Consider the following 24,538-nt stretch of genomic DNA (forward strand, 5'->3'; position numbering starts at 1 on the left):
CCCGCATCGGCCTTGGTGGGCGAAGAGGGGAAGGGGTTCCGCTACATCCTGTCAGGCATGAACGCCGAACGCATCCTGATCGCGGCGGAATGCATTGGCGATGCCAAATGGTTCATCGAAAAAGCCACCGCCTACGCCAAAGACCGCAGCGTGTTCGCGCGGCCCATCGGCCAGAATCAGGGCGTGCAGTTCCCGATCGCGCGCTGCTATGCGCAGATGCGCGCGGCGGAACTGATGGTGCACCACGCTGCGCAGACCTATGATGAGGGCGGTAATCCCGGTGCGGAAGCCAACATGGCCAAACTGCTTGCCTCCGAAGCCAGCTGGGCCGCAGCCGACATGTGTGTGCAGACCTTCGGCGGGTTCGGTTTTGCCGAGGAATATGACGTCGAACGCAAGTTCCGCGAGGCGCGGCTTTATACCGTCGCTCCGATCTCTACCAACCTCATCCTGTCCTATCTTGCCGAACATGTGCTCGGCCTGCCGCGCTCTTACTGAAATCGGGCCAATTTGCATGGATTTGTGCTCATGGCAGCGCAATGTTCTTGCAGCGGAGCGGCAAGTGTGATTCTGTGGGCAAAGCGGCAAGGGGGAACGAGCCAGTAATGCGTAACGTCGGATCCGGCGAAAGACTGAAACAGGCAGCGGCGCTGATAGCGCTGGTGCTGCTGACGGGCTTTGCTGTGGCTGGCCCGACCGGGCTGCTCGCCTGGAGCGAGAACGTGTCCGCGCTCGATCAACGTGAAGCACAAATTGCTGACCTCACTGCACAGCGTGATGCCATGCGCAACCGGGTAATGCTACTCGATCCCGAAGCGGCTGATCCTGATCTGGCGAGCGAGTTGGTGCGCGAACAATTGGGCGTGATGCGTGAGGACGAAATCGTTATCACGCTCGAAGACGAGTAGCTCAACCCGCCCCGCAATCCGCTGATTTCGTATGCGCTGGGCACTTCCGCTACGGCTTGGCGTTGCGCCCTGCATATTTCCCCGCCTATAGCGAGGTGATGCGCTTCTCCTCCCCATGAGTGCGCCACAGAGAGGAACCCGATCTTGGCCAAGCAGCCTGCAAAGCCGTCCTCAGCGGCAAAAAAGACCGCCCGCGCGGCGGACGACACCGAATTCATGCTCCATTCGTTGCAAGACGCGTTCGAAGCGAAGAAACGCTACGCGGCGAGCGATGCGGAGATGATGGAATTCTACCGCCAGATGCTGCTGATCCGGCGGTTTGAGGAGAAGGCGGGGCAGCTTTACGGACTCGGGCTGATCGGCGGATTCTGCCATCTCTATATCGGGCAGGAAGCGGTCGCGATCGGGCTGCAATCGGCGCTCGATAATGATCGCGACAGCGTGATCACCGGCTACCGCGATCACGGCCATATGCTCGCCTACGGGATCGATCCCAAGGTGATCATGGCGGAACTGACCGGGCGCGAAGCCGGGATTTCCAAGGGCAAGGGCGGCTCGATGCATATGTTCAGCACCGAGCATAAGTTTTACGGCGGGCACGGCATCGTCGGCGCGCAGGTGGCGCTGGGCGGGGGTCTCGCACTGGCGCATCAATACAACGAAGATGGCGGCATCTGCCTTGCCTATTTTGGCGATGGTGCGGCCAATCAGGGGCAGGTTTACGAAACCTTCAACATGGCGGCCTTGTGGAAGCTGCCGATCGTGTTTGTGGTTGAGGACAACCAATATGCGATGGGCACCGCCAGCAAGCGGTCATCGGCGGAAACCCGTTTTTCTCGCCGCGGCACTGCGTTCCGCATTCCGGGGATGGAGGTGAACGGCATGGACGTGCTCGAAGTGCGCGCCGCTGCCGAAGTCGCCTTCGCCCACGTGCGCGCTGGCAACGGCCCGGTGCTGATGGAATGCAACACCTATCGTTATCGCGGGCATTCGATGTCCGACCCGGCCAAGTACCGCACCCGCGAGGAAGTGCAGGAACAGCGCGACCACCACGATCCGATCGAGGGCTTGAAGAAAACCCTGATCGAGGGCGGCAAAACCGAGGATGAATTGAAAGCAATCGACAAGGCGATCCGCGCGGAAGTCGCTGGCGCGGCAGATTTCGCCGAGAATTCGCCAGAACCGACACCGGGTGAACTTTACACCGATGTGCTGGTGGAGGAGTATTGAGCCATGGCGATTGAACTGAAAATGCCGGCCCTGTCGCCGACGATGGAGCAGGGCACGCTCGCCAAATGGCTCAAGGCCGAAGGCGACCGGATCGAACCGGGCGACATTATTGCCGAGATCGAAACCGACAAGGCAACGATGGAGTTTGAAGCCATCGACGAAGGTGTGTTGTCGAAGATCATGATCGCGGCGGGCACCGAGGATGTCGCGGTCGGCACGGTGATTGCGCTGATCGAGGTGGAAGGGGAGGAGGCCTCTCCAGCGCCCGCTCCTGCAAAATCGGACACGCCTGCACCCGCGCCTGCTCCCAAGGCTGAAAAGCCCGCACCGGCACCCGCAACCGCTGCCAAAGACCCTGCCATCCCGGAAGGCACCAGCTTCATCAGCACCACGGTGCGTGAGGCATTGCGCGATGCGATGGCCGAAGAAATGCGCAGCGATCCCCGCGTGTTCGTGATGGGTGAGGAAGTCGCCGAATATCAGGGCGCATACAAGGTCACGCAAGGCTTGCTCGCCGAATTCGGGCCGAAGCGGGTGATCGACACGCCGATCACCGAATATGGCTTTGCCGGGATCGGCACCGGCGCGGCGATGGGCGGATTGCGCCCGATTGTCGAATTCATGACTTTTAACTTCGCCATGCAGGCGATTGATCATATTATCAATTCTGCCGCCAAGACCAATTATATGTCGGGTGGCCAGATGCGCTGTCCGATCGTGTTTCGCGGCCCCAACGGTGCTGCCAGCCGCGTCGGCGCGCAGCACAGCCAGAATTATGGCCCGTGGTATGCCAGCGTCCCCGGCCTGATCGTCATCGCGCCCTTTGATGCCGCCGACGCCAAGGGGCTGATGAAGGCCGCGATCCGGTGTGAAGACCCGGTCGTGTTCCTCGAAAACGAGCTGGTCTATGGCCGCAGCTTCGATGTGCCGGATATGGATGATTACGTGCTGCCGATTGGCAAGGCGCGGATCATTCGTGAAGGCAAGGACGTCACCATCGTCAGCTATTCGATCGGGGTCGGCATGGCGCTCGAAGCGGCGCAGACACTGGCGGGTGAAGGCATTGATGCTGAGGTGATCGACCTTCGCACGCTACGTCCGCTCGACAAGCAGGCGGTGCTCACCAGCCTTGCCAAGACCAACCGGTTGATCATCGCCGAGGAAGGCTGGCCGACCTGTTCGATCGCCAGCGAGGTGATTTCGATCTGCATGGAGGAAGGGTTCGACCACCTCGATGCACCGGTGCTCAGGGTGTGCAACGAAGACGTGCCGCTACCGTATGCCGCCAACCTTGAAAAGTTGGCGCTAATCGATGCGGCCCGCATTGCCGAGGCAGCCCGCAAGGTGTGCTACATTTAAGTGAACGGATTATTGAAAGCCGGTGCGCCGCCGGGGTTTGATCCCGGTGGTGGCTTATGCTTCGTCGACCACCCAGACCGAGCGGGAATAAGTGATCACGCTCAGCGGCAGCTCCACCCCCGGTATGAAATCGGTCAGCTGGTAACGCAGTTCCATATCGATCTCGGTCGCGCCGGTAACGCGGCTTACGTCTGACCGGTCGATGAGAATTTCGAGCCGGTCAGAGTCGAGCAGATAGGGCGAATTGGTCGACATCCCGAGCAATACAGAGCGGATCTGTTCGTCGCTCAGGATGTTCTGCTTTTGCGATTCGACCATCACATGCCGAGCCGAATCCGATGCAAGCGACTGCACCGCGTTGTAATTCTGCAAATATATCCCGACCTGCAGCACCCCGATCAGCATCATGAGGAATAGCGGCCCCAACAGCGCAAATTCAATAATCGCTGCGCCGCTTTGCGAGCGAATAAGACGGTGGGCCACCGAGCTTGCGGGTTTACCTGACATACGCATCATCATGACACCTGCACCCTGCGTTCGACCGAGAAGGTAATCGGTGACCCGATTCCCATATAGGTCCAGGTCGGTTGGTACTCTTCGGTAATATTAACAAGGATGTAAGACGACACGACGTCGTCAGAATCGCACATGGTTGCATTGGCAACGAGGGCGTCTTCAACACCGCAGCGGTAAAGCTGGGTCATGGTAACATCTTCGGCCGACAGATTGACCGATTCCTGCACGATCTCCTTGATCGTTTCGACATTGGTCGTTGCACCCTGGTTTGTTGCAAGGATGATGATCTCGCTTTCATTGGCGACACTTTGCAATTCGTGCTGGCGTGCGACGATGGTTCCGGTCTCGGCAATGCCGAGCGTCATCAGGATCAACACGGGGGCGACAAAGGCGGTCTCGATCGCGAAAGACCCGCGCCGATCCCTGACGATGCGTTGGAACAGCCCGGCCATGATCAAGCCACCATCCGTACGAGCGGCAATGCCGTGCCAGCATTGGTGGCATCATCAATCGGGCAAAGCGTTTCGAGGAACGCATTACCGAGGATTTTGATGGTGTAGGCGGATATCTGGAGGCACTGCGCAGCCACGTTCGCGGTGCCGTTTACCCGAAGATCGCCATCGGGAAGATAGATCAGCCCTTCGATCAGCGAATTGGAATTGCCGTTGAAGATGTGCTCTCCCGAGGCGTTGTTGTCGCGGTGTTCGAACACCAGGAAACCAGCGAGTTCGTCTGCTCGCGATGCGTAGGGAGTGCCCACGAAATCGGCGGCGGTCATCGGTGACAGGCTGATGGCGTTGGCATTACCCATGCCGCCAAGTTTCAACGTGGCACCGTTCTTCAACACGAACATTACCCCGCTGCCCGTAACCGACGCATTGTGGGTAAGATCAAGCTCTCCCCCGTCGATCACGTAGATCCCGCGGGCAAAGGTCGTGTTGCATGTTATGCGCAGGCCGCGATAGGTGCCCGGCAGCAGCGATGCCTGCTGGTTCTGACCCTTTCCGGTGCAGTTATATGAGCGCGGCGTGTCGTTGGTGGGCGGCTCGATATCAGCATAGGCATCGCTTAGCCCCCGCACGTTTTCGGCGATAATCCCTTGGTGGTCTGGGTCGGTCGAATTTACTGTCCCGCAAGCCGCGATTGAGTCGGTCTCGACGTTAGCCGACCCATCGATCACCACCGCGTCATCGTCGCAAGAAAGCGCGGCCAAGCCGCAGCGTGCGCGGATGGTCGCATTCCCGCCGATGTCTGTGCCAGTGCCATCTTCGCGAAGTGAAATCAGGCAGGCGTTGAAGGACATGCCGGCCTGAAAGATCGCCTGAGCGCGAACGCTTACCGTTGCGGCACTGCCTGTAAGAAAGCTCGAGAATGGCAGGAGGCGCGTGGCGCTCGCTGCGACGACGACGCTGTTCTGCGATCCACCGGCAAAATCGGCACGCAGGATTGTGGGGTCGGACGCAAAGTCTCTGACAACGCCAAGGTTGCCATCATATTCCTGCTCTGCGCGAACGGCGTAATTGCCGGCGCTGTCAGGATTGGACAGGGCCCAGGCACCCGAATAGGCGGCCTGATCAACCGCGTGCTGCAGTTCGCGTTTCCACATGTACCATTGCGCGGTGTCAACCGCCAAGCCGGCACCACCGATCAACGCCGGAAGCCCCGTCGCCACGATGATCAAGGCGTTGCCACTCGTGCAAGCCTTCAGTTTCGAAACCAGGTTTCCTAGAAACGTCATCCTTGAGCCTCCTGTAATGCGTGGGACATGCTGATCTTCGCTGGCTTGGCAGGTGCCAGAAAAATCGAATAAAGGGCGTGCAACCCTACTTTTCCGCCCCATCGCACATGTCCTTTCCGTGGCATTCCGTGCCAGAGCGGCCCGGGATCTCCAGAAACATTGCATCGCCATAAGGCACCACGGTAAGCGGATTGCGAAAGAGCATGGTTAGCAGGGTGTTAATGGCGCTTTCCGGCTTTTCTGTTTGCCTTGGCGTCCCGCAAAGAGACAGTTTGCTTGCCACTGGCGAAAGGGGGCGGCTAGGCGCACAGGAGATGACTGACGACCGCCTTGATCCTATCCCGCCTGAGGCAGATTTGGCGCTGGCGTGGAGCCCGGCAAAGCTTCGCGGGCCGTTAACCACAGCCTTTCAGCTTGATCGGCGACTTGCCCGGATTGTTGCCCACACGACCGAACCGATGTTGGGGCAGATGCGGCTCGCCTGGTGGCGCGAGGCGCTGGCCAAGCCGCCGTCAGAGCGACCGCGCGGGGATGCCGTGCTGGATGCGATTGCGGAGCATTGGGCCGGGCGTGAGGCGGCGTTGATCGCGATGGTCGATGGCTGGGAAGTGCTGGTGACTGCCGAGCAGCTTGGCCCGTTGGAAGTCGAGGCGTTTGGGACGCAGCGTGCGGCGTTTTTCAATGCCTTGCACGATGATCGCAGTCGCGTTGACCATGATAGCGTTGCGGCGGCGGCATCCCGCTGGGCGATTGCGGATGCGGCCGCGGGTGTGTCTGACGGCTCAGAACGGGCATTGCTGATCGAAGCTGGTCTGGCGCGGGCCGGAGAAGGCGGGCGCTTACCCCGCGAACTGCGCGGCCTTGCTGTGCTCGATGCGCTGGCGCTGCGGGCACTGCGGCGTGGCGGGCGGCCGCTGATGGAAGGGCGGGGCGCGTCGCTGGCGGCTTTGCGGGCGGCTATCTTTCTGCGCTGACTACGTATAATACCGTAGTAAATCAGCAACAAGGGGCAGATCGTTGCGCGAAGCCGTTGTCGGAGTGTTTGCGGGGCTTGCCCTTGCCGGGGTGGGGGTATTCTGGTGGCAGGGCCGTGCGGCAGTAGAAGCCAACGCCCCGCCGCCGCCGTCGCCCGAAGCACCTGCGCCCGGCCCTGAAAGCCTGCCGATCACCGATCCGGGCGCAATGGAAGGCCCTACGCCGCCCGAACCCAGCGAACTCACGCGCGAGGAGCAGCGGTTCTTCCGTTACGACCGCAACCGCGACCGGCTGATCACCCGCAACGAGATGCTTTCGACCCGGTCAGATGCGTTCCGCGCACTGGATGTCGATGGCAACAACCTGCTGACCTTTGAGGAATGGGCGGTGACGACCGTAAACCGTTTTGAAGGCGCCGACGCCGATGGCAACGGGCGGCTCACCCCGCGCGAATTTGCCACCACCGCGCCCAAACCGGCGGCAAAGAAGCCCGCCTGCAAGTGTTGATTCTTCAGCGTTTGCGAATCCCCGCGCTGGCGGGGACCTCGGGCGGTTGTGCGATTTTGCCGGAGATCCCCGCCTACGCGGGGATTCGCTCCTGCTGCTGGGCAATCCAGCGTGCCAGATCGGCCTTGGCGCGGTTAGTATAGGCTTCCTTGCGCACTTTCTTGCCGACATCGTGGAGCGGCAGGAACAGCCCGAAATTGACGTTCATCGGCTGAAACGTGCTCGCCTCGGCATCGCCTGTGATGTGGCTGAGCAGCGCGCCCATCGCGGTGGTCGCAGGCAGCGGCTGCCAATTGCGCCCGGCCAGTTCAGCCGCGGCCATCATCCCTGCAACCAGCCCGATGGCCGCGCTTTCTACATAGCCTTCGCAGCCCGTGACCTGCCCGGCAAAGCGGATGTGCGGCGCGGCGCGCAGTCGCAGTTGGCGGTCGAGCACCTGCGGCGAATTGAGGAAGGTGTTGCGGTGCAAACCGCCCAGCCGTGCAAATTCGGCGTTTTCCAGCCCCGGAATGGTGCGGAACAGCTCAATCTGAGCGGCATATTTCAGCTTGGTCTGAAAACCCACCATGTTCCACAGCGTGCCCAGCTTGTTGTCCTGCCGCAGCTGCACCACCGCATAGGGCCAGCGCCCCTGCGGAAATTCCGGGGTAGTATCGAACGGGTTATCCAGCCCCACACCCTTCATCGGGCCATAGCGCAGCGTTTCCACCCCGCGCATCGCCATCACCTCGATCGGCATGCAGCCATCGAAATAGGGCGTGTCCTTTTCCCACTGCTTGAACTCGGTCTTCTCGCCTTCGATCAACCCCCGATGGAAGGCGAGGTATTGTTCCTGCGACATCGGGCAGTTGATGTAATCGCCGCCTTCGTTCGATGCATCGGTGCGTTTGTTCCAGCGCGACTGGATCCAGCATTTGCTCATGTCGATGCTATCGTGGTGGATGATCGGGGCGATGGCGTCGAAAAAGGCCAGCCGTTCGCTGCCCGTCGCCTGCACGATGCTCGCGGCAAGCGCCTCGGCCGTCAACGGCCCGGTGGCGACGATGGTAAGGCCGCTGGCGGGTAGGGCATCCACCCGCTCACGCAGGATGGTGACATTGGGGTGTTCTTGCAGGGCTTTTTCAACCTCGGCCGAGAACACATCGCGATCCACTGCCATTGCACTGCCCGCAGGCACCCGCGCGATATGGCCGGCGCGCATGATCAGGCTGTCCAGCGCGCGCATTTCATGGTGCAGCAGGCCAACCGCGTTCTTTTCATCATCGTCCGAGCGGAACGAATTGGAACACACCATTTCGGCCAGGCCATCGGTCTGGTGCGCCGGGGTCATCGTGCCGCTGCCGCGCATCTCTGAAAGGCGCACCTTAAACCCGCGCTGCGCCAGCTGCCACGCCGCCTCGCTTCCCGCGAGCCCGCCGCCGATAATGTGCACATCGTGATTTGCTGGTATCGCGCTCATGGCAGCGCAGGTAATTGCGTGATAGCGCGCCTGCAAGTCAAACCGACAGGATTGGGCCGGCAGGATCGGGCCGGCAGGATCGGGACAGGGGAAGGGCGAGAATGGCGAAACGGGCATTGATCGAACAGAGGCCGTGGCTGTTGGCGAGCATCGCGGCGGCGACTGCGTTCTATTTCCTGCGCGATAATCCGGTGGGTGAGGGGACGTGGGGGCTCCTTGTCAAAGGCGCGGCGGCTGGCCTGCTTGCGATCTATGTATTTATGCGGATGCCGCATGACCGACGCGGTCTTGATGGCGGATTGCTGGTGCTGGCGTTGGTGCTGGCGGCGGCGGGCGACATGGCGATCGAACTTGATCTGATCGCGGGCGGCGCGTTCTTTGCCGCTTCCCATGGCGTCGCTGTGGCGCTTTACCTGCGCAACCTGCGAGCGCGCCCTTCGCCAAGCCAGCGGATGCTGGGGCTGGTCTTGCTGATCGCCACCCCTTTGGTGAGCTATTTCCTCAGCGGGCAGGTGAATGTCGCGATTTATGCGGCCTTTCTGGGCGTAATGGCGGCGGCGGCGTGGAGCAGCCGTTTCCCGCGCTACCGGGTCGGGATGGGCGCAGTGCTGTTTGTGATCAGCAACTGGCTGATTTTTTCGCGACTGGGCCAGTTCGATCTGGGCGTGTTGCCCGATCTGCTGATCTGGCCGACCTATTACGCCGGGCAGGTGATGATCGCGACCGGGATCGTGCAATGCCTGCGCGGTGAACAGCCCGTAAGATAAAAGCACGGGCTGTTCGCATGGTGGGCCTGCGCGGCGAGAAGCCCGTCAGGTTGCGGGCGGCTCACTCTCGCTCGACATTTCGGCGGCGATGGCTTCCTCTGCGGGGTTTTCCGGTTCTGCGCTCTCATCAATCAACGCAGCGCCAACGATATGTTCACCCTTGGCCACGTCAAAAATGCGGACGCCTGACGAACTGCGCCCGCTGATCGAAAAGCCTTTGAGGTTTTCAAACCCGTCTTCGACCAGATGGCGCAGATCAATCCCCAGCCGGATCAGTTTGGCCTGATCAGTGACTAGCATCAGCTGCGAACCGTGGCGCACCGGGAAACTCGCCACCACCGGGCCGTTGCGTTCCGGATTGCTGTCAGGCGTGCCGATATTGGTGATCCCCTGGCCGCCGCGCGACGTGGTGCGATATTCGTAGGCCGAGGAAATCTTGCCATAACCATTGGCCGTGAGGGTGAGAATGAACTCTTCCCCATCCGCCATTGCCGCCATTTGCTCGGCAGGCAGGGTGGGGACCGCATCGTTGTTTTTCCACGCGGCGGCGCGCAAATAGGCCTCGCGCGTCTCCATATCGGCGGTCAGCGGATCGAGCACCGCCATGCTCACCACCTTGGCGCCGCCTTTCAAGGCCATGCCGCGCACGCCGATACCGGTGCGGCTTTTGGTTTCGCGCGCATCGGTGGCGGAAAAACGGATCGCCTTGCCGCTATCACTGGCGAGGAAAATCTGCTGGTCTTCGGTGAGCAATTGCACCCCGATCAGCCGATCACCCGATCCTTCGACAAAGCCCATCGCGTATTTGCCCGCGGTCGGCACATTGGTGAAGGCGTCCATCGAATTGCGCCGCACCATGCCGCGCTCGGTCGCGAACACGATGTTGAGATTGGCCCATGATGCCTCATCCTCCGGCAGCGGCAGAACGTTGGTGACACGCTCGTCCTCGCCCAAGGGGAGCAGGTTGACCATCGGGCGGCCCTTGGTCTGCGGCCCGCCTTCAGGCAGCTTCCATACCTTCATGCGGTACACGCGCCCGGTATTGGTGAAAAACAGAACGGGGTTGTGGGTGCTGGTGACGAACAGTTCGACCACCGCGTCTTCATCCTTGGTCGCCATGCCGCTGCGGCCCTTGCCGCCGCGCGCCTGCGCCCGGAAAGTGTTGAGCGTGGTGCGTTTGATATAGCCATCATGCGTGACGGTGACGACCATCTCCTCACGCTCGATCAGGTCTTCGTCTTCCAGACCATCCCAAGCGGGGGCGATTTCCGACAGGCGCGGGGTGGCGTAGGTAGCGCGGATTTCCGCCAGTTCTTCGCGCATCACGGCGTAAAGTTTGACCCGGTCGCCAAGGATCGCAAGATATCCCTCGATCGACAGCGCCAGGCCCTTCAATTCATCACCGATTTCGTCGCGGCCCAGCGCGGTCAGGCGGTGCAGGCGCAGTTCGAGGATCGCCTTCACCTGCCGTTCGGACAGGCAATAGGTGCCGCCTGCCTGATCGGCGTCAGGCTCAATCGCTTCGACCAGCCGGATATATTGCGCAATATCGCCAATCGGCCATTCCTTCGCCAGCAAGCGCGCGCGCGCTGCGGCGGGGTTGGGCGCGCTGCGGATCATCGCCACCACTTCGTCAAGGTTGGAAACCGCGACCACCAGACCCAGCAACAGATGCGCCCGCTCACGCGCCTTGGCGAGTTCATACTTGGTGCGCCGGGTGATCACTTCCTCGCGGAAGGTGATGAAAGCCGCGATAAAATCGCGCAACATCAGCGTTTCGGGCCGCCCCCCGCGGATGGCCAGCATATTGGCGGGGAAGGATGATTGCGCGGGCGTGTGCCGCCAGATCTGGTTGAGCACCACATCGGGCGTTGCATCACGTTTGAGGTCGACCACCACCCGCACGCCTTCGCGCGAGGATTCGTCGCGGATATCGACAACCCCTTCGATCCGCTTGTCCTTGGCCGCCTCAGCAATTTTCTCGACAAGGTTGTTCTTGCCGACCTGAAACGGGATTGAGGTGAAGACGATGCTCTGCCGGTCATTGCGCCCGGTTTCAATCTCGTGGCGACAGCGCATCAGGATCGACCCGCGCCCGGTGGTATAGGCCGAGCGTGCGCCGTGGGTGCCGAGGATCAGCGGCGCAGTGGGAAAATCGGGGCCGGGGATATAGGCGATCAGTTCTTCGGACGTGATCGCCGGATTGTCCATATAGGCAAAGCAGGCATCGATCACTTCGCCAAGGTTGTGTGGCGGCACATTGGTTGCCATGCCAACCGCGATCCCGCCCGCGCCGTTGACCAGCAGATTGGGGAAACGCGCCGGCAGAACGCTCGGCTCCTTGCGGCTGCCGTCGTAGTTTTCGACAAAATCGACGGTATCCTTGTCGAGATCATCAAGCAGGCTGTTCGCCACCCGCGCCAGCCGTGCCTCGGTATAGCGCATTGACGCTGGCGGATCGGGGTCCATCGAACCGAAATTGCCCTGCCCGTCGATCAAGGGCACCCGCATCGACCACGGCTGCGTCATCCGGGCGAGCGCATCGTAAATCGCGCTATCGCCGTGCGGGTGGTAATTGCCCATCACGTCGCCAACGATCTTGGCGCTCTTGCGGTAAGGTTTGCCCGCGACGAAGCCGCCTTCCTGGCTGGCGAACAGGATGCGGCGGTGCACCGGCTTCAACCCGTCGCGCACATCGGGCAGCGCGCGGCTGACGATCACGCTCATCGCGTAATCGAGATAGCTCGATTTCATTTCATCGACGATATCGATGCGTTCAAACCCCCCCATCGGGGAAGGAACGGGGGAATCGAGGATTTCACTGTCGTCGCTCAAGGGTGGTGCCGTTTCTGTTGGTGTTCTTCTGGACGTATTAGGGAGCCGCTGTGGCGGCAATGACCGCGAGGGGCCATGCAATAGTCTCTATCTAGGCCTGCGCCCGCGCTTTCGCCACCTTCGGAGACGAACACAGCGCGAACAGCGTGCATTTTTCCACATTTGCAAGCGGCTGAACGGGAGCACATACCACCATTCAAAGGCCGTTCAGCACGGACTGCCTAGCGGGAATTGCAAATCTGGCGTGAGCCGTCCAAAGGCTGCCTAGGAGATTCAGGCGGCACCCTGGCCAAATCGGTGCAATGCTGCCCTACAATTGGAGGATGCTGTGACCACTTTGTTTTCGCCCCACCGTCGTTCCCTTGGCTTTGCCCGGCAATTTGCGCTCGCACTCGCACTTGCCAGCGGCACCGCGTTATTGGCTGTGCCGGGCTTCACCGACGCGGCCCATGCGCAGAAGAAAAAGAAGGATGACAAGAAAGAGGAAGCGAAGGCGGCCTATTCCAAGGAATTCGTCGCTGCTTATCAGCCTATTGACGCCGCGATCAAGGCAGAAGGAGCGGATTTTGCCGCGCTTAAACCGCAGATCCTTGCGATGGTGCCGCTGGCAGTGTCGTCCGATGAAAAGCAGGCGCTGGGTGGAATGATCTTCAACGCTGCGATTCTCGGCAAGGATCTGCCGATGCAGTTGCAGGGCGTGGAAATGATGCTTGATAGCGACAATATCCAGCCCGCTGAACAGGGCCGCTTTAATCTGGTCGCGTTTCAGATTGCTTCCAATCTGAACCAGCACGAAAAAGCGCGCACCTATCTGCAGCGTGCCATTGATCTCAACTATACCAGTGCAAACGTCAGCATGGCTGATTTGCAGATGAACATGGCTGAAACCTATTTCAGCGATGATCTTTATTCCGAAGGACTGGCCTATCTCAGTTCGGCGATTGCCCAGCGCAAGGAACAGGCCCTGCCTGTCGATGAACGGTGGTACAAGCGCGGGGTAGCGATCGCTTACACCAACGAAATCGTGCCGCAGGTTTATGATTTCGTTTCGGATTGGGTGGGCGATTATCCAACTCCGGAAAACTGGCGCGACGGGGTGAACCTCACGCGCAATCTCAACGATTTTGATCCGCAAGTGCTGCTTGACCTGCTGCGGCTTGGTAAGAAGGTGGGCACGCTCACGGAAAAGAGCGATTACATTTATTACATCGAAGCCGCTGATTCCCGTCGCCTGCCGCTGGAGGTCAAGGAACTGATCGATAGCGCTTATTCAAGCGGCATCATCCCCAAGGGTTCGGATAGCTTTGTTGATGAACAGTACCGGATCGCATCCGGACGCATTGCCGCTGATCGGGCCGATCTGCCGGCGCTCGAACGTGATGCTGGCGCGGCGTCGGCGCAGATGCGGACGGTGTTGGCAGCGGGCGATGCGTTCCTGAACTATGGTGAATATGCCAAGGCGGTGCGGTTTTATGAAAAGAGCCTTTCGCTCCCCGGCGTTGACCGCAATCTCGCACTGACGCGGCTCGGCATTGCCCAGATTGCGATGGGTGATGCGGCTGCGGCCAGCCAAAATCTTGCCAAGGTGGAAGGCGTGCGCATTCCTGTTGCCAGACTGTGGGGATCCTATGCGGCGCAGCTGTTGAAAGATTCCGCCGCGCCTCAAGACGTTGCGACCGAAGGCAGCTTGGCAACAGAGACCCCGGCCACGGTCAGCTGACCACTCAGGTAACAGTCCCTGACCTTGAACCGAGCGCTGGATGACGAATCCGGCGCTCTTTTCGTATGCAGCGGCAGGCGCAGGCGATCAGCGCAGCCGTTTGACGTAAACCTGCCCGTCGGCCCGCCGTTCAAGCTTGAAATTGCCGAGCGAGGCAAACAGGTCGGACAATCGTTTGAACCCGTAATTGCGCACATCGAAGCTGGAGCGGTTTCCAGCGATCTGCCCCACCTGTTGCAGCAGGGCATAGCCTTCGTCATCGCGTTTGGCTTCGGAATAGGCAGCGGTAATAAGCTCAAGCAATTCGTCATCGACAGCGCTACTGCTGTCCGCGGCAGCGCGGGCTGCGGTGTCAGCCTTTGCCCCCGGCTTGTCAGCGGCGTAGCTGGCGATCAACTGCTTGATTTCGATGAAGCGGGTGCAAACCGATTTGAATGCCAGCGGCGTCTTTTCCTCGCCAAAGCCGTAAACGATAATTCCGTCCTGCCGCAGCCGCGTGACCAGCGGGGTAAAATCGCTGTCAGAGGTCATGAGCCCGAACCCGTCAACCTTGCCCTGATAAAGCAGGTCGATCGCATCGATCGTCATCGCCATATCGGTCGCATTTTTGCCCTTGGACACGTCAAACTGCTGTTGTGGGCGGATGCCGTACTTGTTGCTGATTTCACCCCAGCGGGACAGGTTATCCTTGGCAAAATTGCCATAGGCACGGCGAATATTGACCTGCCCCAGTTCGGCCATCACGGTCAGCACCGGGTCGATCCCTTCCGGGGTTGTATTGTCCGCATCGATGAGCAGGGCGATGTTCTTGAGCGTTGAATGGGCCATAGTCCCGATATGCAGCGACTGATGCGCATCGACAAGCGGCGTATTTGCCCGATGAACCCGCACCTGCTTGCGGGACTCGGTTCGCGCTCCTAAATGGCAGGGCATGAACGATCTCTCCAGCCAGCCGCAGCCCGACCAGCAATCCGATCGCCCCGCACGTCAGCGAAAGCCTGACTGGATCCGCGTGCGTGCGCCGGTGAGCGAGGGGTATCACGAAACCCGGCGGCTAATGCGCGAACTGAACCTCAATACCGTGTGTGAGGAAGCCGCCTGCCCCAATATCGGTGAGTGCTGGACGAAAAAGCACGCCACCGTGATGATTCTCGGCGATGTTTGCACGCGCGCCTGCGCGTTTTGCAACGTAAAGACCGGGATGCCGCGCGCGGTCGATTCGATGGAGCCGGAAAACACCGCCATTGCCGCCGCGAAGATGGGGTTGGAACATATCGTCATCACCTCGGTGGACCGCGATGATCTGCCCGATGGCGGCGCGTCACAGTTCGTCAAGGTGATCGAGGCGCTACGCCGCAATACGCCCAACACCACCATCGAAATCCTGACGCCGGATTTCCGCGGCAAAATGCGCCGCGCGGTTGAGGCTATTTGTGAAGCAGGACCAGATGTTTACAATCATAACCTCGAAACGGTGCCACGTCTCTATCCGACCATCCGGCCAGGCGCGCGCTATTATGCATCGCTGCGGTTGCTGGAAGAGGTGAAGGCGCACAACCCGCTGATCTTCACCAAATCGGGGATCATGCTGGGGCTGGGCGAACAGCGGCTCGAAGTGCATCAGGTGATGGACGATATGCGGTCGGCCGAAGTCGATTTCATCACCATGGGCCAATATCTCCAGCCCACGCCCAAGCACGCCAATGTCGAGGAATTCGTCACCCCCAAGGCCTTCGCCGCTTACGGCGCGATTGCGCGGGCCAAAGGGTTCCTGCAAGTCGCATCCAGCCCGCTTACCCGTTCAAGTTATCATGCGGGTGATGATTTCGCGGTAATGCGCGCCGCACGAGAAGAAAAGCTGACGCGGGCGGCTGCGAAAGCCGGGGCATAATGCCGGGCATTCATGAAACCCGGCGGCTGCCGTATAGCGCGCAGCAGATGTTCGATCTGGTCGCAGATGTTGGCCGCTATGGCGAATTTCTGCCGTGGGTAATTGCGACGCGGGTGCGATCGAATACCGAAACCGAACTGGTTGCCGATATGGTGGTCGGGTTCAAATCGTTGCGCGAAACCTTCACGTCGCGCGTGGCCAAGGATCGGCCCCACAAGATTGCGGTGCATTATGTTGATGGCCCGCTAAGCGATCTCGACAATGTCTGGACGTTCCGTGCGGTGGACGATCACACCTGCGAAATCGATTTTCTGGTCGAATTCACCTTCAAAAACCGCCTGTTCGAAAAAATTGCCGGGCAATATTTCGACCGCGCGTTCCGCAAGATGGTCGAAGCGTTCGAGGCCCGCGCCGCGCAGCTTTACGGCAACAGCAGTTCCAGCGCGCAAAGCGTCGCCTGATGGCGAATGGTGGCGCGGCCATCGGGGCCTTCGCCGCCTTCGAAGAACTTAAGCTCGCCATCGGGTTCGCTATCAGCATCGCGGATCACGCGGGCGAATACGACAGTGCCGACCGGCTTGTGCAAGGTTCCGCCACCCGGCCCGGCCACGCCGCTGACCGCAACCGCCACATCTGCGTTTGATCGTTCGAGCACACCTTTGGCCATCGCCCAGACGCACGCCACTGACACCGCGCCAAAGGTTTCGATGATGTCGCTGGCAACGCCAAGCATCTCCATCTTGGCTTCATTGGAATAGGTCACAAAGCCGCGATCCAGCACAGAGGAGGAGCCAGCGATTTCGGTCAAGGCTCCGGCCACCAACCCGCCCGTGCAGCTTTCCGCGATCGCCACCGTGCGCCCGGCGGCGGCATTTTCTGCCACAACCTTGGCGGCAAGCGCGGTGATATCATCGGGCAACAGCGTTAAGGGCATTGGTCTACTTCTTCGCCTGAGAGGGAGTGACCGCGCAGATCGACGGTTTCTTCAAATCGGCCATTTCGGCAATAAACGCAAACAGTCCGCCGACATTCTCCGTCGGCAGCGGGCTGATGAGTTCAAGTCCGCGTTCAATCTTGTCGCAGCTATCGCCTTTGATTTCCTGCGCGATCATCTGGCCGACCATGCCATCGACAAACGGGCGCAGCGATTCTTCGGGTAGGGCCGCGACCAAGGCGTTGATGTCTACATCGCTGCCTTCCCTGCTTTCGTCAGCCATGAAGGTCTTGAGCAATCGAAACGCGCCCGGCCAGGCGGCGTTCTGCTGCGAACGGAAATTGGCGATGAACGCCTCGCCGCCTTTTGCCATGAAGCCATCGCGCGACAGACGGTTGGCGCAGGCATTGCGGGCCGCGTCAAAGGCAATCGGCATGGCGTAAACCACGGCATCGCCAAGGTCAGCCGGAGCGACGCAGGCCTGCTGCTGAGCGTGGGCGGTTTGTGCAGAGGCGAGCGCCGCGAAGGCAAGGGCAGGGGCAAGAATTTGACGGGGCATGGAGCAACTCCTTCTTAAGTAACGATCATAAGAACAATGGCTTGTGCGGCGATACCTTCGCCGCGGCCGGTGAAGCCGAGCCTTTCTGTGGTGGTCGCCTTGATGCTGATGGCAATTTCGGATGCGCCCATTATTTCGGCAACGGCGCTGCGCATGGCGATGCGATGCGGCCCGATTTTGGGCGCTTCGCAAATCAAGGTCAGATCCACATTGCCTATTTTGTAGCCAGCATCGCGCGCGAGGTTGACGGCGTGCTCGAGAAAGCGCGCCGAACGGGCACCGGCCCATTGCGGGTCGCTCGGGGGGAAGTGCGTGCCGATATCGCCCGCGCCAATCGCGCCGAGCACGGCATCGGTAATCGCGTGGAGCGCAACATCGGCATCGGAATGGCCGGATAGCCCCTTGTCGTGGGGTATCTGTACCCCGCACAGCCACAGTTCCTCGCCAACCTGCAGTCGGTGAACGTCATAACCCTGACCAATGCGAAATGCGGGAGTTGCATCGGTATCCACGAAATCCTCCGCGAAGGTGATTTTCCTGAGGCGCTCGTCTCCATCGACCAACGCAACTGAACCGCTGCTGTCTGTCAGCACCTGCGCATCATCGCCCGCATTGGTTGCGCCCGTCCAGATACGGTGCGCGGCGAGAATATCGGCAAATCGGAACGCCTGCGGGGTCTGGACGCGGCGTAGGCTTTCGCGCTCCGCCTTGCCAGCCATCAGCCCGCTATCGCCTGCCACCGCTAGGCTATCGACCACCGGCAGCACCGGAACTGCACCGGGATGATTGTCCAGCGCGGCAAGCAATCGGGCGATCACCTCGTGCGGCAGGTCAGGGCGGGCAGCATCGTGAATCAGCGCCCGCTGCGGCGCTGCATCGGCCAGTGCCTCAAGCCCGTTACGCACCGAATCCTGCCGGGTCGCGCCGCCGGTAACGAACTGCACGCCATCGACACCGCCAAGCGCCTCCGCCGCATCGGCCAGCGCATCAGCGGCAATCACCACCACCAGCGGATCGGCCCCCGCTGACCGCAGCGCTTCAACCGAGTGCCGGAGCAGCGGTTTCCCGCGCCATATCCTGAACTGTTTCGGCGTATCGCCGCCCACGCGAAGGCCTCTGCCCGCGGCGACCACGATTGCTGCAAAGGGGGGAAGGGGGGGCAAGCTTGCCATCGCCGCAGTCGCTTAAGGTCTGGACGGGCTTTCGGCAATCCACTATGCGCCTGCCCAATTATTAGGCACACATCCACCATGACCATGCTTCCCACCCCTCCGGCGATCAGGCCGCTTGCCATCGGCCCGGTTACGGTTGCCGATCCGGTGGTGCTCGCGCCGATGACCGGGGTGACCGACATGCCGTTTCGCACGCTGGTGCGGCGTTACGGGTCGGGCCTAAACGTCACCGAAATGATCGCGAGCGAGGCGGCGATCCGTGAAACCCGCCAATCCGTGCAGAAAACCGCGTGGGACCGGATTGAAGAACCGGTGTCGATGCAGCTGGTTGGCTGCGATCCTGCCAGCATGGCCGAAGCTGCCAAGCTTCAGGAAGGCAATGGCGCGGCGATTATCGACATCAATTTCGGCTGCCCGGTGCGCAAGGTTGTCGGCCAGCTGGCGGGCAGCGCGTTGATGCGCGAAGTGCCGCTGGCGGTGCGGCTGATGGAAGCGACGGTGAAAGCGGTGAAGGTGCCGGTCACGGTCAAGATGCGGATGGGCTGGTGCCACGATAGCCTGAACGCGCCTGACCTTGCCCGCATGGCCGAGGATATCGGCGTGCAGATGGTCACCGTCCACGGGCGCACCCGCAATCAGATGTACAAAGGCAGCGCCGACTGGGCGTTCGTGCGTAAGGTTAAGGATGCGGTGAACATTCCGGTGATCGTCAACGGCGATATCTGCTCCATCGAAGACGCGGCCAATGCGCTGGGTCAATCGGGCGCGGATGGGGTGATGATCGGACGCGGCGCCTATGGCAGGCCGTGGCTGCTGGGGCAGGTCATGCACTGGTGGCGCACCGGCGAAGCGTGGCCCGCACCGGGGATTGACGAACAATACGCGCTGGTGGTGGAACATTACCGCCGGATGCTCGATCACTATGGCCGCGATACCGGGGTCAAGATGGCGCGCAAGCATCTGGGCTGGTACACCAAAGGCCTGCATGGCTCGGCCGACTTCCGCAACAAGGCCATCTTCATCGACGATGCAGATCAGGTGCTGGGCGAGATTGAACGCTTTTACACACCGTTTCTGATGCAACAGGCGGCCTGAGTGGTGGCGATACGCAGCAGGGAGCAAGGAGCCGATATCGCGCCCGATGCCCGCGCGCAGCTTTCCGGGTTGATTTTTGCGCTGCTGCTAATCGATGATCAGGGCCGCATTGCCGAGGCCAATCATGCCGCCGAAGCCTTGCTCGGCACGAGTGCCAACCGCCTGATCGGTACCCGTCTGATTGACCGGATCGGCCCGCTCGATCCCCGCGTCGAAGCAAGGCTTGGATCAAGTGATGATGCATTGGTCGCGCGCGATCTGGTAATCCGGGTTGGCCAAGGCGAAACCAGGATCAATCTTACCGCATCGCCGCTCGGCGGGTTTCCCGGTTGGCGGGTGGTGACCCTGTCGCAGATCGGGCATGATGACGCAGCCCATTCATCCGATGCCGAGGCAATTCTGGGCGCGCCTGCTGTGTTGGCGCATGAAATCAAGAACCCGCTCGCCGCGATCCGGGGGGCAGGGCAATTGGTTGAACGCAAGCTGCCCGATGCTGACAAGAAACTTGCACGGATGATCACCGGAGAGGTCGACCGGATCGCCCGGCTGATCGACCGGATGCAGCAGCTTGGCAGCACTCGCACCGGCCCGGTCGATGCCTGCAACCCGCACGAGGCGATCCGCGCAGCGGTGGCGACTGTGCGCGCGGCCAGCGGAAATCATGCCGCGTTTGAAATCCATGAGGCGTTTGATCCCTCGCTGCCGCCAGTGCTGGTCAACCGTGATGCGCTTGAACAGGTGCTGATCAACCTGATTTCCAATGCCCGCGATGCCGCACTGGGCACCGACGAAGCGGCGGTTGTCACGGTTCAGACGCGGTTCGTCAGCGGGTTTGCGTTCAGTGCGGTTCGGCATGGCCGCGCCGTGACTTTACCGATTGAAATCACCATCAGCGATAATGGCCCCGGCATTGACCCCGCTTTGCGCGACCATGTGTTCGAACCATTCGTTTCGTCTAAACCTTCGGGTCAGGGGCTTGGCCTTGCGCTGGTGCGCAAGCTGATGCGCGACATGGGCGGCAATGTCAGTCACGAACGCGATGCTCGCGCAGGCCTCACCCATTTCCGGCTGCATTTGCCGCAGGCGCAGGACGCAACATAGACCATGGCCCATCTCCCGTCCGATATGATCCTGCTGGTGGAGGATGATGCCGCCATCGCGACAGTCATTACCGCCGCCCTGGAAGACGAAGGCTTTGCCATCGCGCAATGCAGCACCATCGCCGCACGTGACCGGCTGCTGGACGGGCACACATTCGCTGTCATGTTGACCGATGTCATCCTCGAAGACGGAGACGGGCTGGCAAGCCTTTCTGCCGTGCGAAGAGCTGCGCCGGACATGCCGATCATCGTGCTGTCGGCACAGAACACGCTCGATACGGCGGTGCGCGCGAGTGAAAGCGACGCGTTCGAATATTTCCCCAAGCCGTTTGATCTCGATGAACTGGTTCACGCGGTGCGGCAGGCGGCCGGTGTGCGCGCGCCTGCTGCGGATATGAATGAAGATACGCTGTCCGGCGGCGAAGGTGAGCGAATGCCGCTGGTAGGCCGCAGCCCGGCGATGCAGGGCGTCTATCGCATGATCACCCGCGTGCTGCGCAATGATCTCACCGTGCTGATTACGGGCGAAAGCGGCACCGGCAAAGAACTGGTGGCCGAAGCGATCCATCAACTCGGCAACCGCCGCACCGGGCCGTTCGTGGCAGTCAACACTGCTGCGATCCCTGCCGATCTGGTTGAAAGCGAACTGTTCGGCCACGAAAAGGGTGCGTTCACCGGAGCCATAGCGCAGGCGATCGGCAAGTTTGAACAGGCCAATGGCGGCACGCTGTTCCTTGACGAAATTGGCGATATGCCGGCCGAAGCCCAAACCCGGCTGCTGCGCGCGCTGCAATCGGGGCGCATCCGGCGCGTTGGCGGGCGGCAGGAAATTGCGGTCAACGTCCGCATCATCGCTGCCACCAATCGCGATTTGGCCCCGATGATTGCGGCAGGCACGTTCCGCGAGGATTTGTTCTATCGCCTCAACGTCGTGCCGATCGAATTGCCGCCACTGCGCGAACGGCGCGAGGATATTGCCGCGCTGGCGCAGCATTTCCTGACGCTGGCCGCCGAAGATGGCTTACCTCGACGTCAGATGACACCCGAAGCGATGGCGCAATTAGAAGTGCGGAACTGGCGCGGCAATGTTCGCGAACTGCGCAATGTGGTTTACCGCCTCGCCCTGATGGCGCGCGAGGATCGGATCGATGCGAGCAGCGTCAGCGACATTATCGGTCAGGAAATTTCGGCTCCGAACCAGGCGGCAAACGGCGGGCAGGGCGGGTTTTCCGCTGCTCTGGCGCAGTGGCTGGCTGGCGAGTCTCCGCCGTCAGGCACGCTTTACCACCGCGCGTTGGCGGCGTTTGAAAAGCCGCTGATCGAATATGCGCTGGGCCGCACTGGCGGTAATCAGCTGCGTGCCGCCCAACTGCTCGGCATCAACCGCAACACCTTACGCAAGCGGATTGGCGAGTTGGGGCTGGAGCCGGATCGCTTTTCGACGCACTGAAATCGTGCCTGAATAGCGGTTTGTCAGAATGATCTTGCATATTTGCCACACCATTGTTGTAAGTGAGCAACGATGGATGATCCCTCACCGCGCACAATAGGCCTGACGCACTGGCAGCCACCACGTTGGTGGCGTCGGTTTGTGATCGCTGCGCGCCGGGCCAACGTGTTTCTGTGGCTTGAACTCGTGTCTATCGCGGCCTTGGTAGGTTCAGTGATCGCGACCTATTTTGCGTTCAATCGCACCGCTGCGCCGGATGGTTTTCTGCCAACCATGCAGGTTTCGGTGTTGCTGATGGCAACGCTGGTGCCCGCGATGGCGCTGCTGGTGCTGATCGGCCGCCGATTGGCGCTGCGCCGTGCTGCGGGGAGCACTGCGCGGTTGCACGTCCGGCTCGTATTCTTCTTCTCTATGGTGGCCGCGCTACCCACTTTGCTGGTGGCGGGATTCGCCGCGTTCCTGTTCCAGACCGGGGTCGATTTCTGGTTTTCCGACGATTCGCGCGGGCTGATGGAAAATGCCAATGCGCTGGCGCAGAATTACTACGATGCCAACCAGCGCGACGTCGAACAGAACACCATCACGATGGCGACCGACATGCGCGAGATCCTTGTGCGAGTGCCGATTACCGATCCGGACTTTCCGGATTTTTACGCCTATCAGGCGCAGGCACGCGAAATCTCCGAGAGCGCGGTTCTTCAGCGGATGCCAGACGGCAGCTTGCGCACGGCTGCAATCCTCAATCTGACCGAGGACAACAGCCCGCTCGAATTCAGCCGTGCCGCCTTGCCCCGGCTTGACCAAGGCGAGTTTGCCGTCGTCGCTGGCAGCCCTGAGCGGATCGAGGCTTTGGTGGCGATTGACCCCGATAGCGGGGTGTTCCTCTACAATGCCCGTACCACCGAAGAAAAGATGTTCAATTCTTGGGCGCGCGCGCAGTCGATTGTGACCGCCTATGGTCGGCTGACAAGCAGCGCACGAACCTTGCAACTGCGCTTCAACATTGCGCTGGTGACGGTCAGCCTGCTGTTGGTCGGGGTGGCGATCTGGTTCGCGCTGCGCTTTGCCGATCGGCAAGTGGAACCGCTCACCGATCTTGTGGCTGCTGCGCGCAAGGTTGGGCAAGGTAATTTTGCGCTGCGCCTTGAAGGACGCACGGGAGCGGACGAGATTGGCCTATTGAACCGCGCATTCAATCGCATGACCGCGCAGCTCGATAAGCAGACGCAGGCGCTGGTCAGCGCCAATCGCCAGATCGATGATCGCCGCGCCTTTACCGAAGCCGTGCTGGAATCGGTCACCGCAGGCGTGATATCGGTTGACGACAAGATGCGCGTGACACTGATGAACTCATCGGCGCAGACGCTACTGGCGCCGCAGGGGAGCATTCTAGGCGGCGACGGCACCAGCATGATCGGGCAATCGCTCCATGCACTGGCGCCCGAATTGAGCCGCATGATTGCGGACGGCAAGGAACGGGCGATCATCACCCATGCCAAGGGAACCGAATTGTTGACGCTTGCAGTCACGGCCGCGCCGGGCACCAGCGGGCATGTTATCACGTTCGAGGATATTACCCGGCAGCTGCTCGATCAACGCCAGGCGGCGTGGTCGGATGTTGCCCGCCGGATCGCGCATGAGATCAAGAACCCGCTAACACCCATTCAGCTGGCCACCGAACGGCTCAAGCGGCGGTATCGTACGCAGGTGGGTGATGAAGACCGCGACCTGTTCGATGAACTTACCAACACGATTGTCCGGCAGGTCGGCGATTTGCGCAAGATGGTGGATGAGTTCTCATCCTTCGCCCGCCTGCCCAAACCTGTGTTCCGCGACGAGGATGCGCTTGATCTGGTGCGCCAGGCGGTGTTCCTGCAGGAAGTTGCACATTCGGGTATCGCCTTCAGCGTCACATCCTCAGAACTTGCCGATCGTGAGCTGCGGTGTGACCGGCACCAGTTCGGCCAGGCAATGACCAATGTGCTCAAGAATGCGGTCGAGGCGGTCGAGGCGCGCGCGGCTGAAGCGCTTGGCCTCTATGCTGGCGAAATCGCGGTAACGATGCGCGATGCCGGTGATGCGATCGCCATCACTATCGAAGACAATGGTATAGGCCTACCTAACGACCGCGAACGCATCACCGAACCCTATATGACTACCCGCGAAAAAGGCACAGGGTTGGGACTCGCCATCGTCAACAAGATCGTCGACGAACATGAAGGCGACATGAGCTTTGCCAGCACGTCTGAAGGTGGCACCCGTGTCACCTTGCGCTTTGCCCGCAATCCGCAACCTCTCGATGGCGGGGCAGTATGATGCTGGC

Annotated in this window: 23 protein-coding genes; 14 read left to right on the top strand and 9 right to left on the bottom strand. The window is 60.9% G+C overall.

Going from position 1 to position 24,538, the window contains the following annotated elements; translation table 11 throughout:
• From ABIE62_RS11950 to ABIE62_RS11965, 4 genes are all read left to right on the top strand, one after another.
• Nucleotides 1-498: acyl-CoA dehydrogenase family protein (locus ABIE62_RS11950; protein ID WP_354326300.1), on the top strand; the 498-nt coding region annotated here is incomplete at its 5' end.
• 107 nt (nucleotides 499-605) lie between these two features.
• On the top strand, nucleotides 606-908 hold the full coding sequence (locus ABIE62_RS11955) for an FtsB family cell division protein (RefSeq protein WP_354326301.1): 303 nt from the start codon (nucleotides 606-608) through the stop codon (nucleotides 906-908).
• A 144-nt stretch (nucleotides 909-1,052) separates the two neighbouring features.
• Complete coding sequence (gene pdhA, locus ABIE62_RS11960) at nucleotides 1,053-2,138, top strand: pyruvate dehydrogenase (acetyl-transferring) E1 component subunit alpha (RefSeq protein ID WP_354326302.1); 1,086 nt, start codon at nucleotides 1,053-1,055, stop codon at nucleotides 2,136-2,138.
• Nucleotides 2,139-2,141: 3 nt separating this feature from the next.
• Nucleotides 2,142-3,497, top strand: coding sequence for a pyruvate dehydrogenase complex E1 component subunit beta (locus tag ABIE62_RS11965; protein ID WP_354326303.1), 1,356 nt, complete (start codon nucleotides 2,142-2,144; stop codon nucleotides 3,495-3,497).
• Nucleotides 3,498-3,551: 54 nt separating this feature from the next.
• On the opposite strand, the gene ABIE62_RS11970 is transcribed toward ABIE62_RS11965, so the two are convergent.
• The 3 genes from ABIE62_RS11970 to ABIE62_RS11980 are packed head-to-tail and all read right to left on the bottom strand — an operon-like array spanning nucleotide 3,552 to nucleotide 5,694.
• Nucleotides 3,552-4,016 carry a TadE/TadG family type IV pilus assembly protein gene (locus ABIE62_RS11970; RefSeq protein ID WP_354326305.1) on the bottom strand — a complete coding sequence of 155 codons (465 nt, stop codon included), beginning with the start codon at nucleotides 4,014-4,016 and terminating at the stop codon, nucleotides 3,552-3,554.
• A complete protein-coding gene (locus ABIE62_RS11975; protein WP_354326307.1) occupies nucleotides 4,013-4,465 on the bottom strand; it encodes a TadE/TadG family type IV pilus assembly protein in 453 nt (150 codons plus the stop codon). The genes ABIE62_RS11970 and ABIE62_RS11975 overlap by 4 nt, the downstream gene beginning before the upstream one ends.
• 2 nt (nucleotides 4,466-4,467) lie before the next feature.
• Nucleotides 4,468-5,694 carry a pilus assembly protein TadG-related protein gene (locus tag ABIE62_RS11980; RefSeq protein WP_354326308.1) on the bottom strand — a complete coding sequence of 409 codons (1,227 nt, stop codon included), beginning with the start codon at nucleotides 5,692-5,694 and terminating at the stop codon, nucleotides 4,468-4,470.
• A gap of 371 nt (nucleotides 5,695-6,065) precedes the next feature.
• Between ABIE62_RS11980 and ABIE62_RS11985 the strand changes: the two genes are divergently transcribed.
• Together ABIE62_RS11985 and ABIE62_RS11990 are read left to right on the top strand one after the other, a co-directional pair.
• Nucleotides 6,066-6,725 (top strand): squalene/phytoene synthase family protein, encoded by a 660-nt coding sequence (locus ABIE62_RS11985; protein ID WP_354326310.1) that lies wholly within the window; start codon nucleotides 6,066-6,068, stop codon nucleotides 6,723-6,725.
• A 43-nt stretch (nucleotides 6,726-6,768) separates the two neighbouring features.
• Nucleotides 6,769-7,233 (top strand): EF-hand domain-containing protein, encoded by a 465-nt coding sequence (locus tag ABIE62_RS11990; RefSeq protein ID WP_354326312.1) that lies wholly within the window; start codon nucleotides 6,769-6,771, stop codon nucleotides 7,231-7,233.
• A 73-nt stretch (nucleotides 7,234-7,306) separates the two neighbouring features.
• Here ABIE62_RS11990 and trmFO read toward each other — a convergent pair whose 3' ends face one another.
• The gene (gene trmFO, locus ABIE62_RS11995; protein WP_354326314.1) at nucleotides 7,307-8,692 is read right to left on the bottom strand and encodes a methylenetetrahydrofolate--tRNA-(uracil(54)-C(5))-methyltransferase (FADH(2)-oxidizing) TrmFO; all 1,386 of its coding nucleotides are present in this window, start codon (nucleotides 8,690-8,692) and stop codon (nucleotides 7,307-7,309) included.
• A 101-nt stretch (nucleotides 8,693-8,793) separates the two neighbouring features.
• Between trmFO and ABIE62_RS12000 the strand changes: the two genes are divergently transcribed.
• On the top strand, nucleotides 8,794-9,459 hold the full coding sequence (locus ABIE62_RS12000; protein ID WP_354326316.1) for a lysoplasmalogenase family protein: 666 nt from the start codon (nucleotides 8,794-8,796) through the stop codon (nucleotides 9,457-9,459).
• A 45-nt stretch (nucleotides 9,460-9,504) separates the two neighbouring features.
• On the opposite strand, the gene gyrA is transcribed toward ABIE62_RS12000, so the two are convergent.
• Entirely contained in the window at nucleotides 9,505-12,294 is a 2,790-nt protein-coding gene (gyrA, locus tag ABIE62_RS12005; protein ID WP_354326318.1) for a DNA gyrase subunit A, read from the bottom strand.
• A gap of 328 nt (nucleotides 12,295-12,622) precedes the next feature.
• On the opposite strand from gyrA, the gene ABIE62_RS12010 reads away from it, so the two are divergent.
• Nucleotides 12,623-14,014, top strand: a complete 1,392-nt coding sequence (locus ABIE62_RS12010) for a hypothetical protein (RefSeq protein WP_354326319.1) — start codon at nucleotides 12,623-12,625, stop codon at nucleotides 14,012-14,014.
• An 87-nt stretch (nucleotides 14,015-14,101) separates the two neighbouring features.
• Here the strand turns inward: ABIE62_RS12010 and ABIE62_RS12015 are convergent, their stop codons facing one another.
• On the bottom strand, nucleotides 14,102-14,842 hold the full coding sequence (locus ABIE62_RS12015) for an NYN domain-containing protein (protein ID WP_354326321.1): 741 nt from the start codon (nucleotides 14,840-14,842) through the stop codon (nucleotides 14,102-14,104).
• Nucleotides 14,843-14,945: 103 nt separating this feature from the next.
• Here ABIE62_RS12015 and lipA point away from each other — a divergent pair, with 103 nt between their 5' ends.
• Nucleotides 14,946-15,905 carry a lipoyl synthase gene (gene lipA / locus ABIE62_RS12020; protein ID WP_354326323.1) on the top strand — a complete coding sequence of 320 codons (960 nt, stop codon included), beginning with the start codon at nucleotides 14,946-14,948 and terminating at the stop codon, nucleotides 15,903-15,905.
• Nucleotides 15,905-16,366, top strand: coding sequence for a type II toxin-antitoxin system RatA family toxin (locus tag ABIE62_RS12025; RefSeq protein ID WP_354326325.1), 462 nt, complete (start codon nucleotides 15,905-15,907; stop codon nucleotides 16,364-16,366). Before lipA ends, ABIE62_RS12025 begins: the two co-directional genes overlap by 1 nt.
• On the opposite strand, the gene ABIE62_RS12030 is transcribed toward ABIE62_RS12025, so the two are convergent.
• The 3 genes from ABIE62_RS12030 to ABIE62_RS12040 are packed head-to-tail and all read right to left on the bottom strand — an operon-like array spanning nucleotide 16,327 to nucleotide 18,570.
• Nucleotides 16,327-16,839 carry a CinA family protein gene (locus tag ABIE62_RS12030; RefSeq protein WP_354326327.1) on the bottom strand — a complete coding sequence of 171 codons (513 nt, stop codon included), beginning with the start codon at nucleotides 16,837-16,839 and terminating at the stop codon, nucleotides 16,327-16,329. The genes ABIE62_RS12025 and ABIE62_RS12030 overlap by 40 nt on opposite strands.
• Before the next feature lie 4 nt (nucleotides 16,840-16,843).
• Nucleotides 16,844-17,398, bottom strand: a complete 555-nt coding sequence (locus tag ABIE62_RS12035) for a hypothetical protein (protein WP_354326329.1) — start codon at nucleotides 17,396-17,398, stop codon at nucleotides 16,844-16,846.
• Between the two features lie 14 nt (nucleotides 17,399-17,412).
• A complete protein-coding gene (locus tag ABIE62_RS12040) occupies nucleotides 17,413-18,570 on the bottom strand; it encodes a bifunctional 2-C-methyl-D-erythritol 4-phosphate cytidylyltransferase/2-C-methyl-D-erythritol 2,4-cyclodiphosphate synthase (protein WP_354326330.1) in 1,158 nt (385 codons plus the stop codon).
• A gap of 78 nt (nucleotides 18,571-18,648) precedes the next feature.
• Between ABIE62_RS12040 and dusB the strand changes: the two genes are divergently transcribed.
• The 4 genes from dusB to ABIE62_RS12060 all read left to right on the top strand — a co-directional run bounded on the left by dusB (nucleotide 18,649) and on the right by ABIE62_RS12060 (nucleotide 24,531).
• On the top strand, nucleotides 18,649-19,665 hold the full coding sequence (gene dusB, locus ABIE62_RS12045; RefSeq protein ID WP_354326332.1) for a tRNA dihydrouridine synthase DusB: 1,017 nt from the start codon (nucleotides 18,649-18,651) through the stop codon (nucleotides 19,663-19,665).
• A complete protein-coding gene (locus ABIE62_RS12050) occupies nucleotides 19,666-20,766 on the top strand; it encodes a two-component system sensor histidine kinase NtrB (protein ID WP_354326334.1) in 1,101 nt (366 codons plus the stop codon).
• Between the two features lie 3 nt (nucleotides 20,767-20,769).
• Complete coding sequence (locus tag ABIE62_RS12055) at nucleotides 20,770-22,215, top strand: sigma-54-dependent transcriptional regulator (RefSeq protein WP_354326335.1); 1,446 nt, start codon at nucleotides 20,770-20,772, stop codon at nucleotides 22,213-22,215.
• A 72-nt stretch (nucleotides 22,216-22,287) separates the two neighbouring features.
• Complete coding sequence (locus ABIE62_RS12060) at nucleotides 22,288-24,531, top strand: sensor histidine kinase (RefSeq protein ID WP_354326337.1); 2,244 nt, start codon at nucleotides 22,288-22,290, stop codon at nucleotides 24,529-24,531.
• Nucleotides 24,532-24,538: the final 7 nt, after the last annotated feature.

Origin of the sequence: Porphyrobacter sp. MBR-155 (genome assembly GCF_040547625.1) — a bacterium.
Classification (GTDB): Bacteria; Pseudomonadota; Alphaproteobacteria; order Sphingomonadales; family Sphingomonadaceae; genus Erythrobacter.

What these genes read in the sequence shown, in the direction of transcription:
- ABIE62_RS11975 (WP_354326307.1), bottom strand. Translation starts at nt 4,465, where the DNA reads ATGGCCGGGCTGTTCCAACGCATCGTCAGGGATCGGCGCGGGTCTTTC.
- ABIE62_RS11955 (WP_354326301.1), top strand. Translation starts at nt 606, where the DNA reads ATGCGTAACGTCGGATCCGGCGAAAGACTGAAACAGGCAGCGGCGCTG.
- ABIE62_RS12015 (WP_354326321.1), bottom strand. Translation starts at nt 14,842, where the DNA reads ATGGCCCATTCAACGCTCAAGAACATCGCCCTGCTCATCGATGCGGAC.
- ABIE62_RS11985 (WP_354326310.1), top strand. Translation starts at nt 6,066, where the DNA reads ATGACTGACGACCGCCTTGATCCTATCCCGCCTGAGGCAGATTTGGCG.
- trmFO (WP_354326314.1), bottom strand. Translation starts at nt 8,692, where the DNA reads ATGAGCGCGATACCAGCAAATCACGATGTGCACATTATCGGCGGCGGG.
- ABIE62_RS12060 (WP_354326337.1), top strand. Translation starts at nt 22,288, where the DNA reads ATGGATGATCCCTCACCGCGCACAATAGGCCTGACGCACTGGCAGCCA.
- ABIE62_RS11970 (WP_354326305.1), bottom strand. Translation starts at nt 4,016, where the DNA reads ATGATGATGCGTATGTCAGGTAAACCCGCAAGCTCGGTGGCCCACCGT.
- ABIE62_RS12055 (WP_354326335.1), top strand. Translation starts at nt 20,770, where the DNA reads ATGGCCCATCTCCCGTCCGATATGATCCTGCTGGTGGAGGATGATGCC.
- ABIE62_RS12040 (WP_354326330.1), bottom strand. Translation starts at nt 18,570, where the DNA reads ATGGCAAGCTTGCCCCCCCTTCCCCCCTTTGCAGCAATCGTGGTCGCC.
- ABIE62_RS12030 (WP_354326327.1), bottom strand. Translation starts at nt 16,839, where the DNA reads ATGCCCTTAACGCTGTTGCCCGATGATATCACCGCGCTTGCCGCCAAG.
- ABIE62_RS12025 (WP_354326325.1), top strand. Translation starts at nt 15,905, where the DNA reads ATGCCGGGCATTCATGAAACCCGGCGGCTGCCGTATAGCGCGCAGCAG.
- ABIE62_RS12035 (WP_354326329.1), bottom strand. Translation starts at nt 17,398, where the DNA reads ATGCCCCGTCAAATTCTTGCCCCTGCCCTTGCCTTCGCGGCGCTCGCC.
- ABIE62_RS11965 (WP_354326303.1), top strand. Translation starts at nt 2,142, where the DNA reads ATGGCGATTGAACTGAAAATGCCGGCCCTGTCGCCGACGATGGAGCAG.
- dusB (WP_354326332.1), top strand. Translation starts at nt 18,649, where the DNA reads ATGACCATGCTTCCCACCCCTCCGGCGATCAGGCCGCTTGCCATCGGC.
- lipA (WP_354326323.1), top strand. Translation starts at nt 14,946, where the DNA reads ATGAACGATCTCTCCAGCCAGCCGCAGCCCGACCAGCAATCCGATCGC.
- ABIE62_RS12000 (WP_354326316.1), top strand. Translation starts at nt 8,794, where the DNA reads ATGGCGAAACGGGCATTGATCGAACAGAGGCCGTGGCTGTTGGCGAGC.